The organism is Azospirillum sp. UENF 312511 (assembly GCF_058780635.1).
Genome location: NZ_JBSNCG010000005.1, coordinates 851,673 through 865,041, shown reverse-complemented (window position 1 = coordinate 865,041; position 13,369 = coordinate 851,673). Strand labels below are relative to the sequence as shown.

Below are 13,369 nucleotides of genomic sequence, written 5' to 3'. Positions count from 1 at the left end.
GTTCCCCGCGGGTCCCGGTCATCCGGGAAGGCTCGACGATTTGAGCCGTACGTCGGGGCGGAGTGTGCACAGGATGCCCGCCGCCGTCCAGCCCCACGCCCCTCTTTGCGGGGGCGCATCCGGCCCGATTCCAGACATCTTTCGGGGTAGAAGGGCACTCACTGGGCTGGTCGGCGGTCCTTCCCTGGCCCAAACAGGCCATATGGGGTAATTCATTGGGAAAATCGCCCTGCGGCGTGCTTCGGGCATGCCGAAGCGTCGCAATCGTGACAACTTAGGCCGCAATTCCGATCGGCTATGGCCCGTGCATGACTGGTTTCGACACCCGCCCCGTCTTCTTCATCATCGGCGCGCTTCTCAGCGTCCTGGCCGTTGCGATGCTGCTTCCGATGTCCGTCGATCTGGCTGCCGGCAACCCCGACTGGATGGTCTTCGCCATCGCCTTCGCCCTGACCCTGTTCTTCGGCGTCCAGTTCATGCTGGCCAACCGCATGGACCGGATCGCGCTGAACCTCCGGCAGGCCTTCCTGCTGACCGCCCTGTCCTGGGTGGTCATCTGCGCCTTCGCCGCCGTGCCTTTCATGGTGTCGCAGATCGACCTGTCGGCGGCCGACGCCTATTTCGAGGCGATGTCGTCGCTGACCGCCACCGGGGCCACGGTGATCTCCGGGCTGGACGGGCTGGCGCCGGGGCTGCTGCTGTGGCGGTCGCTGCTGCAATGGCTGGGCGGCATCGGCATCATCGGCATGGCCATCGCCATCCTGCCCTTCCTCCAGGTCGGCGGCATGCAGCTCTTCCGCTCGGAATCCTCCGACCGGTCGGACAAGGTGACCCCGCGGGCCAGCGACCTCGCCATCGCGGTGGGCTGGATCTACCTGTGCCTGACCGCGGTCTGCACGGTGATGCTCGCCTATGCCGGGATGTCCTGGTTCGACGCCGTCAACCACGCGATGACCGCGGTGTCCACCGGCGGCTTCTCCACCCGCGACGCGTCCATCGCCAGCTGGAACAGCCCGGCCATCGAGTGGGTGCTGGTGATCTTCATGGTGCTGGGCGGCATGCCCTTCGTCCGCTTCATCAGCCTTGCCCAGGGGCGGGCGGCCAGCTTCTGGGCGGACACGCAGATCCGCTGGTATCTCGGTTTCCTCGCGGCGGTGTCCTTCGGAATGTCGGTCTGGCTGACGCTGACGCGGGGCGTGCCGTGGGACGACGCCATCCGCGTGACCACCTTCAGCGTCGTCTCGGTGGTCACCACCACCGGCTACGCCTCCATCGACTATGAGCGGTGGGGGCCGTTGGCGTCGGTGGTCTTCTTCATCCTGACCTTCGTCGGCGGCTGCACCGGATCGACCTCGGGCGGGCTGAAGATCTTCCGGTTCGAGATCCTGTTCATCGTGCTGCGAGCGCTCCAGCGCCGCCTCTACAGCCCCAATCTGGTGATCCCGCTCAACTACAACGGCAAGCCGGTCAGCGCCGACGTGATGATCTCGGTGATGAGCTTCGGCTTCGTCTACCTGATGTCGGTGTTCGTGCTGGCCTTCGTCCTGGCCTTCCTCGGGGTGGACGTGGTGTCCGCCCTGTCGGGGGCGGCGACGGCGGTCAGCAACGTCGGCCCCGGCCTCGGCCCGACCATCGGGCCGGTCGGCAACTACGCCACCATGCCGGATGGCGCCAAATGGGCGCTGGCCGCCGGCATGCTGCTGGGGCGGCTGGAGTTCTTCACCATCCTGGTCGTGCTCAGTCCGTCCTTCTGGCGGCGGTGAGGGGGCCGGGGGGCTTCTCCTCCTGCTCCCGTTCCTGCGGGTCGCGGCTGGCTGCCGACACCAGATGGACGAGCGCAGCGCCGAGCGCGATCACCCCGACCGCCACCGACGCCCGCAGGAAGCGGGAGGCGTCGCCGTGCAGGGTGAAATGCCACCACAGCTCGTCGCTGAAGGCGATGTGCTTGTAGGAGAACAGGCCGAGCCAGAAGGCGCTGGCCAGCGCCACGCCGGTCGCGATGAACCAGCTCGGCGTCAGGGGGTTGCGCAGGATGTTGCCGCGGCGGTGGAACTCCTTGCGGGCCGGCAACAGGGCCAGGAAGATCAGCCCCGGCACGATGGCCTCCGGCCAGTCGCCGCCCTTCAGCAGGGCGGAGGCGCAGCCGGTGGCCAGCAGCACCAGCGACAGCACCCAGGCGGCGTGCAGCCGCCGCTGCACCGCGTGGGCCAGCAGGATCAGCAGCACCCCGGCGACGCTGCCGGTGAAGTGCGACATCTCTACCAGCGGCAGCGCCGTAGCGTCGAAGGGGGCGGGCAGCGTCTCCTCCGGCGTGGCGCGCGAGAACAGCAGGAAGGCCCCGGTGATGAAGATGCAGGCGGCCAGCACCAGCGGCACCGCCGGGCTGATGGCGGCGGAGATGCCCCGCGACAGCCCGCCGATGCGGCGCCGGGCCTGAAAGGCCTCCACCCCGCCGAACATCAGCCCGGCGATCACCAGCGGCGCCAGATAATAGATCAGGCGGAAGACCAGAAGCCCCGCCATAACGTCGTTGCCGGGCATGGCCGGGGTCAGGCTGACCAGGACGATGGCGTCGAACACGCCCAGCCCCCCCGGCACATGGCTGATGATGCCGGCGACCAGCGCCAGCCCGAAGGCGACCAGCACGTCGGCGTAGCTCACCGCGTCGCTCGGCGGCAGGCAGAGATAGAGGACCAGCGCGGCCAGCGACAGGTCGCACAGCCCGAGCAGGAGCTGCCGAACCGCGATGGACGGGCGGGGGAAGGCGATGGCGTGCCCGAACACCCGCAGCGGCCGGCGCAGCCAGAAGCCGCCCACCGCGTAGGCCACCAGGATCGCCAGCGCCGCCAGCCCCAGCAGGAAGGCGCTTCCCGGCGGGACGTGCAGCGCCTTCAGCGCCGTGGGATCGATCAGCATGACCACCGGCATCACCGTCGCCAGCCCGAGCATAAAGGTGGTGACGACGAACAGCGTCACCTGCGCCACCTCCACCCCGCCCAGCCCATGCGGCGCGTAGAGGCGGTAGCGCACGGTCGCCCCGATGATGCTGGCGAAGCCCAGGCTGTGGCTGAAGGCGTAGCTGGTGAAGGCGGTGAAGGCCACCCAGCGGTAGGGAAGGGGCCGCCGCAGGTGGCGCAGGGCCAGCAGGTCGTAGAGCGTCAGCAGCCAGTAGCTGACCGCCGCCGCCGCTGAGGCGGCGAGAAGCTGCACGCCCGTGATGCGGTTCAGCGCCTGCCGGATGTCGGCGACGCTGTACTGCTCCAGCCAGCGGTTCAGGATGACCAGCGCCCCGGCCAGCAGGGCCAGGATGAGCACCCCCGTGCCGTAGCGCAGGAGCCGCTGGGTCCAGGTCGGGGGGCTTTCGGTGTGGGCCATGGCTGACAGGATCGCTCCAGGCGCCTAGGATGACGGGGCTTCGGACAAGAACAACACCGCGCAACGAAAAAGCGCATGGCCGGTCAGGGCTCTTCGGGAGGCAACGGATGCATCTTGTGCTTTATCTCGCCACCGGCCTGTCGGGGACCAACACGCTGATCCTGCTGCTCGCCTATCTCTGGGACAGCTCGGTGACGCTGTTCGGCGGCGCCACGGGCTACGACCTGCGGCCGGATGGTGTGTCCTTCACCTTGTCGCTGTTCACCACGGTCCTGCTGGCTTGGTACGCGCTGGTCCTGCGGCGGCGCCTGCGGTCGGAACGCAAAGGCGGCGCCCGCCCGGAATAGCCGGTGCGGCCGCCGAGCGTCGGAAGCATGAGCGCGGCATTTTTTGGAAACTCCGGCCGGGTTGATCCGTTGTGGGGGCCAAGACGCCGCGCCTCGGATTCGGGTGCGCTGCCCGGACCCGGAGAAAAACCATGCACGGGATCAACAAAACCGTCTCCTTCACCGCAGCAGGGCTGATTCTCCTGTTCGTCCTTCTCGCCAGCGTCTTCACCGAACCATTCGGGGCGCGCATTTCCGCTCTTCAGTCGGCCATCGTCGGCAACTTCGGCTGGTTCTACATACTGTCCGTGGCGGGATTCCTCTTATTCGCTCTTTGGTTGTTTTTCAGTCCCTACGGGTCGATCAAGCTCGGCAAGGACGATGACGAGCCGGAATTCAGCTACCTGACGTGGTTCGCCATGCTGTTCAGCGCCGGCATGGGGATCGGCCTGCTGTTCTACGGCGTGGCGGAGCCGGTGCTGCATTTCGCCAACCCGCGCGTCGGCGAGGCGGGAACCCCCGATGCGGCGCGGGAGGCGATGAATCTGGCCTTCCTGCATTGGGGGCTGCACGCCTGGGGCATCTACATCACGGTCGGCCTGTCGCTGGGCTATTTTGCCTACCGGCACGACCTGCCCCTGACCATCCGGTCGGCGCTCTACCCGCTGTTGGGCGACCGGCTGAGCGGCTGGCCCGGCCATCTGGTGGACATCGTGGCGATCGTCGGCACGCTGTTCGGCATCGCCACCTCGCTTGGGCTGGGGGTCATGCAGATCAACGCCGGGCTCGATTACCTCGGGCTGGTCAGCATCGGGACGATGCAGCAGATGGTGCTGATCGCCGTCATCACGGCGATCGCCACCGCCTCGGCGGTCAGTGGGGTCGGGCGGGGCATCCGCCGGCTCAGCGAGCTGAACATGCTGGCGGGGTTGCTGCTCCTGCTGTTCGTCTTCCTGCTCGGCCCGTCGGTGTTCCTGCTGTCCACGCTGGTGGAAAGCATCGGGCGTTACCTGTGGACCTTGCCCTACACCAGCTTCCGCACGCTGCCCTACACCGGGGCGGAGTGGCAGGCGAGCTGGACGATGTTCTACTGGGGCTGGTGGATTTCCTGGGCGCCCTTCGTCGGGATGTTCATCGCGCGGGTGTCGCGTGGCCGCACCATCCGTGAATTCATTGGCGGCGTGCTGTTCGCTCCGGTGGCGCTGACCTTCGTCTGGTTCACCGTGTTCGGCGAGACGGCGATCCATATGGAGATGTTCGAAGGCGGCGGCATGGCGGCGGCGGTGCAGGAGAACGTGCCGACGGCCCTGTTCGTCATGCTGGACCGCCTGCCGCTCAGCGTGATCACCTCGGCCCTGGCGACGCTGATCGTCGTCACCTTCTTCGTCACCTCCGCCGACTCCGGCGCCTTGGTGATCGACATCATCGGGTCCGGCGGCAACCAGGACCCGCCCATCGCCACGCGCATCTTCTGGGCGGTGCTGTCGGGCGTGGTGGCGGCGGTGCTGCTTCTGGTCGGCGGGTTGCAGGCGCTTCAGACGGCGGCGGTGACGACGGCGCTGCCCTTCGCGGTGGTCATGGTGCTGATGTGCGTCGGGCTGGTGACCAGCCTGCGGGCGGAGCGCCGGGCCGGGCCGGGCCGGCGGGTGGCGCGGGTGCCCACCGCGTCGGAGGGCGGCGCCCCGGTGCAGCCGGTGGGCGACGGCGACTGGCGCCAGCAACTGGCCGCCGTGATCGGGCGCAAGGGGGCCATCGCGGCGGCGGCTCCGCCCGGTGCCGCCGTGGCGCGGCGCGAGGTCGCCCGCTTCATCGCCGACACGGTCGAGCCGGCCTTCCGCGACATCGCGACGGAGTTGGAACGGCTGGGCCGCCGGGCGGTCATCGAGGTCGGCCCCTTCAACGCCGGGCTGGCCGTCCTGCGCGACGGGGAGGAGGAGTTCAGCTACGACATCCGCGCGCGGGCCTACCACCCGCTGACCTTCGTCTTTACCGATCTGAAGGAGGCTGACGAACGGTGGCAGATGCGCGTCGAGGTGATCCTGCGTGGCGGCCTGCACAAACAATTGTTGCCGGCGCTCGCCGGGCGGGAAGCAATCGTCCGCGACTTCGTGCAGGAGTATGGAAAATGGCGGGGCTGGTGAAAGCGCGCGGCCTCTCGCGGTAGCAGGAGAAGATTGCCTCGAATTATGCTAGAAAGCCGTCCGGTGCTTTCTTCGTGCCGAGGCGGCGGCGACCACCATGGGTCATCAGGCGGATCAGAACCAGTCCGGGGTCGGCGTTCCCGGCGGGGAGGCGTGCGCGTCGGCGGACCGCCCGGTGACAGCCCCAATGACCGCCCCAATGACCGTTGCCGACCTTCCCCTGCTCGACGCGCTGTGGGCGCCGGTCTGGCTGCATGACAGCGGCCGCGGGCGGATGGTCTGGGGCAACCGCGCCGCCCTGGAGCTGTGGAACGCCGCGTCGCTCGCCGACTTCCAGGGCCGCGAGTTTGGCAGCCAGCCGGAGGGGGCGCCCCGGGCCGAAGGGGAATCGGTGGCGGGGCGCTGGACCTTCTACCCCAAGGGGCGTCCGGTGAGCGCCTGGGTGCGGCGCAGCGGCATGGCGCTGCCGGACGGGAGCCTGGGCATCCTGCACGAGGCGCAGCTCGCCGCTCCCTTGGCCGATCCGGACCATGGCGGCACCGACACCGAGGCGCTCGACCGCGAGCGCGCCATGCTGCAAAGCCTGATCGAACTCGATGCCGGACATCGTCTTCTTCAAGGACGTGAACGGCACCTACCTCAAGGTCAATCGGGCGATGCTCGACTATGCGGGGCGGCCGCCGCTGGGGCTGACCGACCACCGGCTGTTCGACGCGGAGACTGCGGTGCGGCGGCGGCGGACTGACCAGATCGCCATGCAGAAGGGCTTCTCGCGCAGCGAGGAATGGTTCGTCCATCCCGACGGCCGCCGCGTGCTGATGGAGACCGCGAAGGCCGTCTGCCTCGACCGCAGCGGCAAGATGCTGGGCGTCGTCGGCATCGCCCGCGACATCACCGAGCGGCGCCAGACGGAGAAGCAGCTTCTGCGGCAGCACGCCCTGTTGCAGGGGATCATCGACACCATCCCCGACGCCGTCTTCTTCAAGGACCGGGACGGCGTGCTGCGCAAGGCCAACCGCGCCTTCGCCTCCTGGACCGGGCGCCCCCTGGAGCAGCTGATCGGGCTGGACAGCCAAGAGATATGGCCTTCGGACATGGCCGACGGCATCCGCGCGGGCGACGCCTCGGTCTATGCCGAGGACCAGCCGCGGCGCAACGAGGAGAGCATCCCGCTGCCCGACGGCGGGCGGATCTGGGTCGAAATCCTGAAGGCGCCGATCCGCGACGCCGGCAACGAGCTTCTCGGGCTGGTCGGCGTCGGGCGCGACATCACGCTCCGCAAGGCCGCCGAGGAGGATCTGCGGCGGAGCGAGGCGGAGAAGGACCACCTCGCCAACCACGACGCCCTGACCGGCCTGCCCAACCGCCGGCTTCTCTTCGACCGGCTGGACGTGGCGCTGGCCCGGTCGCGGCGCTCCGGACGATCCTTGGCCCTGCTGTTCATCGACCTGGACGGCTTCAAGGCGGTCAACGACCGCATGGGACACGATTGCGGGGACGAGGTGCTGCGCATCGCCGCCGCGCGAATTGCCGGCTGCCTGCGCCGCAGCGACACGGTGGCCCGCGTCGGTGGCGACGAGTTCACCATCGTGCTGGAGGATGTGACCTCCGCCGCGGACGCCGGGGGCGTGGCGGCGAAAATCGTGGAGGCGGTGGCGCTGCCCATTCCGGTGCAGGGCCCGCTCCAGGCAGACACCGCCGTGATCGGCGCCAGCGTCGGCATCGCCCTGTCCCCCGCCGACGGGTCGGACGCCCGCAGTCTGCTGGTGGCCGCGGACGGCGCGATGTACCGGGCCAAGCAGGCGGGCCGCGGCACCCACATCTTTTACAAGGACATTCCCCGCAGGAATCCGGACTGACCGGGTGCGGAATCCGCTTGCGAAGTCAGAACAAAAGAAGAACAATACCCACCTGACCGGTTCTTGACGGGAGAGGATGGGATCATGTTCGTATGCGTCGATGGTGACCGCACCACCCGCCTGCGCCAGTGGGCCTGGCTCGACATCGGTGTCGGTATGGGCAGTGCCGGGACAGGTCCCGGCGAACGCCGCCTCGTCGGCTGGAGCGTCACGGACGAGGCGTGGCTCGTTTCCGAACCCATCGGCGTGGTCGCCACCAGCCCGCTGGGTCGTCCGCCGGGTTGGGCGGTGACCGACAACCACCGCCGGTATCTGCTCGAACAGCCCGGCCTGCCCCATGGGGACGAGCCGCTGGCCGCCATCGACTGTCTGCGGGCGAACGGCAGCCTCGACCCGACGGCCCCCATCAGCATCGTGCCCTGGCGCCCCGGCAAGTCCACCGCCGAACGCATCTTCGAGCGCCGGACGGCCTGATCGTGGCCTGATCGCACAAAGACGCGCCGCTGCGTGACGGAACGGCCTTTTTCCCGTTGAAAGCCTTGGTTGAGGCGGGAAGGGGGCGTTCACCATGCAGCAGCGCTGGCCGCAAAGGTTGTGGATCGTCCGTCACGGGGAAAGCGCCGGCAACGTCGCGCGCGACGCCGCCTACGCCGCCGGGGTCGGGCGGATCGACATCGCCGAGCGTGACGTCGATGTGCCGCTCAGCCGCCAGGGGGAGCAGCAGTCCGAAGCGCTGGCGCGCTGGTTCGCCGCGCTGCCGCCGGGCGAGCGGCCCGACGTGGTGCTGACCTCCCCCTATCGGCGGGCCCGGAGGACGGCGGAGATCATCCACGCCGGGGGTGGCCTGCCGGTCGAACCCACGGAATTCGTGGTGGACGAACGGCTGCGCGAGAAGGAGTTCGGCATCCTCGACCGGCTGACCGCGCTGGGCATCGCGCAGGAGCACCCCGAGCAGGCGGAGTTCCGCCGCATCCTCGGCAAATTCTACTTCCGCCCGCCGGCTGGCGAGAGCTGGTGCGACGTGATCCTGCGGCTGCGCAGCGCGCTCGACACCATCAGCCTGCACCATGGTGGGCAGCGCGTGCTGGTGGTCAGCCATCAGGTCGTCGTGCTGTGCCTGCGCTACCTGCTGGAGGGCATGACGGAGGAGCAGATCCTCGCCATCGACCGCGAGGGCGACGTGGCGAATTGCGGGGTCACCGAATACGCCTTCGATCCCGCCCAGGGGCACAGTGGGCGAATGCAGCTTCGCCGTTACAACTTCGTCGCCCCGCTGGAGGTGGCCGGAGCGCCGTTGACCGCCGAACCCGACGCCAATACGGCCGTCCGATGAGCGCCATCCGATGAACGATTTTCCGATGAACGATTTTCCGATGAACGACTCGATCCCGGTCACCCGCGACTTGCTGCGGTCCATGCCGCTTCCGCACCCCGGTGACAGTGCCGACAAGGACGGACGGGGCCGGGTGCTGGTCATCGGCGGCAGCGTGGAGGTGCCGGGCGCCGTGCTGCTGGCTGGGACGGCGGCGCTGCGCGCCGGGGCGGGCAAGCTTCAGATGGCGACCTGCCGCAGCGTGGCCCCGCATCTCGGGCTCGCCGTGCCGGAGGCGCTGGTGCTCGGTCTGCAGGAGACGGCGGAGGGCGGCATCGCCCCCGACTGCGTGGACATGTTGTGCGAACGGGCGGCCCGCTCCACCGCGGTGCTGATCGGTCCCGGCATGATGGACAAGCTTGCGGTCGCCGACCTGACCGGCGCGCTGATCGCCGGGCTGGACGGGGAGGGCGGCCCTGTTCTGGTCATCGACGCCGAAGCGCTGATGGGCTTGGACAACGCCAACGAAGCGCTGTGCCGCCGCGGCGGCCGGACGATCATCACGCCGCACGCCGGTGAGATGGCCGGCCTGTCCGGAGTCAGCCGGGAGGAGGTGGAGGCCGACCCGCCCGCCGCCGCGCGCCGCGTTGCGGACCTTCACAAAGTGATCGTCGTGCTGAAAGGGGCCTGCACCCACATCGCCACGCCGGACGGGCACATGTGGGCCTATGACGGCGGCAATGTTGGGCTTGCCACCTCGGGGTCGGGCGACACGCTGGCGGGCGTCATCGCCGGGCTGGCCGCGCGGGGCGCCGACCCGGCCCAGGCGGCGATCTGGGGTGTCCATCTGCATGGCGAGGCCGGCAACCGTCTGGCCCGCCGCGGCCCGCTGGGCTTCCTGGCCCGCGAGCTGCTGGCCCAGGTGCCGGAGATCATGGCCGAACTGTCGGTGTAGGATGCCTGAACAACAGGATGTGCCGCATTGGCCTGCACCGCTTCGATGCATGGAGGTAGGCGGAAGCATGCGGCCATGCTACCAATGGTAACTTATTGTTAACATTTCATCCATATTTAGGCGGCCTCGATGGGATTCTCCGGAGACAGAACGTGCGTCCAAGTATATTTCTTGCTGGGGCTGCGCTGCTAACGCTATTTTTAATGAACTTGACCTTCGTTTTGTTCATTTCCGTCAACGGATCACAGCATTCAATGAGTTATGCTGATTTTGTTGCCATACTCCTGACAGCGATTGCTGTGATAGTAGCTTCACTGGGTGTTGGGGTAGCCGTTTTGGCTATCTGGGGATATCAAACAATATCGAAAAATACTAAGGATGCTGCAGATAAAAAGGCTAGCGAGGTTGCTGGCATTAAGATAGACTATCATCTAAATGGTGAGGCGTTTGAGCGGCAACTCCGCGAATTGATCGCGAAGGTGCAAGCCGAGCAATCGGTTCAGTCAATTCAGAGCGACAGTGCGCAACGAGCGGAGGGGGAGAAGGAGAATGTCAGCAGCGGCAACGACATACCCGCCTACCCTGGCGCCGAGAGGGGCTGTTGACCGTCCCTATGCTGATGCTGTGATCTCCGTGTACCAGCAGCGCCATCCTGTGGACCTGATGGGCATCGCGCGCGAGTTCGGGATCAACGTTTTTACCGCGGAACTTGGGCCGAATCTGTCCGGATTGATCCGTCGCGATCCGATGGGCGGCTCGTCTGGTTATGTCATTCTTGTTAATAAAGATCATCCGCCAAACCGGCAGCGGTTTACGATCGCGCATGAGCTCGCTCACTTTGTGCTCCACTGTGGGCGACAAGACGGCGAAATAAGAGACGACCAGTTTTATCGTTTTCTGCCCGGGCCGTTGGAGCGCGAGGCGAACGAATTGGCTGCCGAAATACTCATGCCGTGGACCTTGATAAACAGGCTCACGACTGCCGGCGTCAACGATCTGGCTGACTTGGCAAAAGAGCTGATGGTATCTCGGCAGGCCCTGGCCATTCGGCTTGGCATACCCTACGACCAGGATTGGTCGTAGCGAAGCGGCGCTCCGCACCCGGTGCGGCGCCGCCCATCCGCCACGCCACGACGTTCTAGCTTCGACCCTCTCCATCAGGATCGGCGCTTTGATGACCTTGTGCGGGATGGGATGACTTCCGGCTCCACCTTCGGAGCGTTGAGCCGCGGCACAGTGTCAATTGGAAAGTCTGCGGCATCGATGCGGTCACACCTCGCCGATGTCCATCTTGCCTGTCCGCGTCAGGTGCTCAGAACACCAGCTTGGCGGCCTGGTAGAGGACGACCCAGGGAGCGGCGATCAGCCCGCCCCACAGGGCGACCAGCGGCAGGCCGCGCAGCTTCTTGGCCGGGGCCGGAGCGGCGAGGGGGAGCGGGAAGGAAACGGTTTCGGTGGTGCCGACAGCGGGATTGTACTGGGACATGATGACCTGCCGATCTGTGTGTAAGGGCAGGATGCACGCCGATCTCTTAACGACGATTAAAGTCGGGGGTAGCCGCTGCGCGGGATTCCGGCGTACCGCCGCCGGGTAGAGAAGCGCGTTCGAGTGGGCAATTTCGGAAAGTTCCTGGCGTCTTGACAAAGATTGCCAATCGTCCCGAGATGTCCTTCGGAAGAAAGACGTGGTCCATGCCAAGCATGAACAGCGGCCCGCCCGAGGCGCTTCGTCGGCTTCATCGGGAAAAGGCGTTCGAACGTGAAGAGCTGGGAAAGCTTCGGCGCGCCATCCTGATGGGCGTCGACGACTGCAAAAACGGCCGCCTGGACGACCGCCCCATTGCCGACATCCTGAACGACATTGACGATTGACCGACAATTTGCTGCCGCATCATGAGCGCTGCGAAGCGCCGGCTGTCGTCGTCCTGCGCCTTCTGCATGAAAAGATGGAACCGGACCGGCCGCATCCCGCAAGGATGAGGCCGGTCCGGTTCCCGACGCTCGCTCAGGTCACTTGGCCAGCGTCTTGTTGAGCCACAGGGCCAGCAACGTGCAGACCGCGCCCGACAGCAGGTAGGCGCCGGCCGAGAACAGGCCGTAGTGGGCGGACAGCACCAGCGCCACCAGCGGCGCGAAGCCCGCCCCGAACAGCCAGGCGAGGTCCGACGTGATCGCCGCACCGGTGTAGCGGTAGCGCTGGGTAAAGCCCGACGTGACCACGCCCGACGACTGGCCGAAGGACAGGCCCAAGATGACGAAGCCGACGATCATGAAGACCAGCTCGCCCAGCGGCCCGCCGTTCAGCAGTAGGGGCGCCACGCCGCTGAACACGGCGATGGCGGCGGCGCAGCTTCCCAGCAGGGTGCGGCGGCCGATGCGGTCGGCGATCCAGCCGGAGGCGATGATGGCCCCCAGGCCGAAAAAGGCCCCGACCACCTCGATGAGCAGGAAGTCCGCCGGCGTGTCCTGGGTGTAGAGGAAGATCCAGGACAGCGGGAAGACGGTGACCATGTGGAACAGCGCGAAGCTGGCCAGCGGGGCGAAGGCACCCAGCACGACGCGCATGCCCTCGTTGCGCAGCATTTCGGTCACCGGGACCGGCTGAAGCTCACGGCTTTCGAACAGGTGGGTGTATTCCGGCGTCACCACGATGCGCAGCCGCGCGAACAGCGCCACGACGTTGATGGCGAAGGCCACAAAGAACGGATAGCGCCAGCCCCAGCTGAAGAAATCCTCGGCCGACAGGTTGCCGGCGAAATAGGCGAAGAGAGCGCTCGCCACGATCAGCCCGATGGGGGCGCCGAGCTGCGGAATCATCGCATACCAGCCGCGGCGGTTCTCCGGCGCGTTCAGCGCCAGCAGCGAGGCGAGGCCGTCCCAGGCGCCGCCCAGCGCCAGCCCCTGGCCGATGCGGGCCGCCGCCAGCAGCCAGATCGCCGCCGCGCCGATCTGCTCGTAACTCGGCAGGAAGGCGATGGCGACCGTCGAGGTGCCCAGCAGGAACAGGGAGAGGGTGAGCTTGGCGCCACGCCCGTGGGCACGGTCGATGGCCATGAACAGCATGCTGCCCACCGGGCGGGCGACGAAGGCCAGCGCGAAAATCGCGAAGGACCACAGCGTTCCTGTCAGCGGGTCAAGATAGGGAAAGACCAGCTTCGGGAAGACGATCACCGAAGCGATGGCATAAACGAAAAAATCGAAGAATTCGGACGTCCGTCCGATGATGACGCCAATCGCGATTTCACCGGGATTCACCCTGTGGTCGCGGGCATTGACCAGTCTTGCGTCCCGTTCGGTCGCCGTGGTCGATGATCCCATGGTCCCCCCACCGTCTGGCAATTGCGTCAGAGGGAATTAAATAGGCACCGCAACGGCATTCTGCCACGCCCATGGGCGCATTG

13 protein-coding genes are annotated in these 13,369 nt (G+C 67.1%); 10 read left to right on the top strand and 3 right to left on the bottom strand.

Annotated features, from left to right (window positions below):
* The first annotated feature begins 308 nt into the window (after window positions 1-308).
* Window positions 309-1,763, top strand: coding sequence for a TrkH family potassium uptake protein (locus tag ACWPN7_RS32375; protein WP_040136105.1), 1,455 nt, complete (start codon window positions 309-311; stop codon window positions 1,761-1,763).
* Here ACWPN7_RS32375 and ACWPN7_RS32370 read toward each other — a convergent pair.
* Window positions 1,738-3,375: a lysylphosphatidylglycerol synthase domain-containing protein gene (locus tag ACWPN7_RS32370; protein WP_103040479.1), complete on the bottom strand. Its 1,638-nt coding sequence runs from the start codon at window positions 3,373-3,375 to the stop codon at window positions 1,738-1,740. The genes ACWPN7_RS32375 and ACWPN7_RS32370 overlap by 26 nt on opposite strands.
* A gap of 107 nt (window positions 3,376-3,482) precedes the next feature.
* Here ACWPN7_RS32370 and ACWPN7_RS32365 point away from each other — a divergent pair, with 107 nt between their 5' ends.
* From ACWPN7_RS32365 to ACWPN7_RS32330, 8 genes are all read left to right on the top strand, one after another.
* Entirely contained in the window at window positions 3,483-3,722 is a 240-nt protein-coding gene (locus tag ACWPN7_RS32365) for a hypothetical protein (protein WP_040136107.1), read from the top strand.
* Window positions 3,723-3,853: 131 nt separating this feature from the next.
* Window positions 3,854-5,842, top strand: a complete 1,989-nt coding sequence (locus ACWPN7_RS32360) for a BCCT family transporter (RefSeq protein WP_459197508.1) — start codon at window positions 3,854-3,856, stop codon at window positions 5,840-5,842.
* Between the two features lie 596 nt (window positions 5,843-6,438).
* The gene (locus ACWPN7_RS32355) at window positions 6,439-7,701 is read left to right on the top strand and encodes a diguanylate cyclase domain-containing protein (RefSeq protein ID WP_492273724.1); all 1,263 of its coding nucleotides are present in this window, start codon (window positions 6,439-6,441) and stop codon (window positions 7,699-7,701) included.
* Window positions 7,702-7,785: 84 nt separating this feature from the next.
* Window positions 7,786-8,175, top strand: a complete 390-nt coding sequence (locus tag ACWPN7_RS32350) for a hypothetical protein (RefSeq protein WP_014241905.1) — start codon at window positions 7,786-7,788, stop codon at window positions 8,173-8,175.
* Window positions 8,176-8,269: 94 nt separating this feature from the next.
* Window positions 8,270-9,034: a histidine phosphatase family protein gene (locus tag ACWPN7_RS32345; protein ID WP_459197510.1), complete on the top strand. Its 765-nt coding sequence runs from the start codon at window positions 8,270-8,272 to the stop codon at window positions 9,032-9,034.
* 10 nt (window positions 9,035-9,044) lie between these two features.
* On the top strand, window positions 9,045-9,968 hold the full coding sequence (locus ACWPN7_RS32340; RefSeq protein ID WP_492273723.1) for an NAD(P)H-hydrate dehydratase: 924 nt from the start codon (window positions 9,045-9,047) through the stop codon (window positions 9,966-9,968).
* Window positions 9,969-10,171: 203 nt separating this feature from the next.
* The gene (locus ACWPN7_RS32335; protein ID WP_456530505.1) at window positions 10,172-10,573 is read left to right on the top strand and encodes a hypothetical protein; all 402 of its coding nucleotides are present in this window, start codon (window positions 10,172-10,174) and stop codon (window positions 10,571-10,573) included.
* Between the two features lie 28 nt (window positions 10,574-10,601).
* Complete coding sequence (locus ACWPN7_RS32330; protein WP_456530506.1) at window positions 10,602-11,051, top strand: ImmA/IrrE family metallo-endopeptidase; 450 nt, start codon at window positions 10,602-10,604, stop codon at window positions 11,049-11,051.
* Window positions 11,052-11,280: 229 nt separating this feature from the next.
* On the opposite strand, the gene ACWPN7_RS32325 is transcribed toward ACWPN7_RS32330, so the two are convergent.
* Window positions 11,281-11,454: a hypothetical protein gene (locus ACWPN7_RS32325; RefSeq protein WP_456530507.1), complete on the bottom strand. Its 174-nt coding sequence runs from the start codon at window positions 11,452-11,454 to the stop codon at window positions 11,281-11,283.
* A gap of 206 nt (window positions 11,455-11,660) precedes the next feature.
* Between ACWPN7_RS32325 and ACWPN7_RS32320 the strand changes: the two genes are divergently transcribed.
* Window positions 11,661-11,840 (top strand): hypothetical protein, encoded by a 180-nt coding sequence (locus tag ACWPN7_RS32320; RefSeq protein WP_456530508.1) that lies wholly within the window; start codon window positions 11,661-11,663, stop codon window positions 11,838-11,840.
* Between the two features lie 138 nt (window positions 11,841-11,978).
* Here the strand turns inward: ACWPN7_RS32320 and ACWPN7_RS32315 are convergent, their stop codons facing one another.
* Window positions 11,979-13,286, bottom strand: a complete 1,308-nt coding sequence (locus ACWPN7_RS32315; RefSeq protein ID WP_456530509.1) for an MFS transporter — start codon at window positions 13,284-13,286, stop codon at window positions 11,979-11,981.
* Window positions 13,287-13,369: the final 83 nt, after the last annotated feature.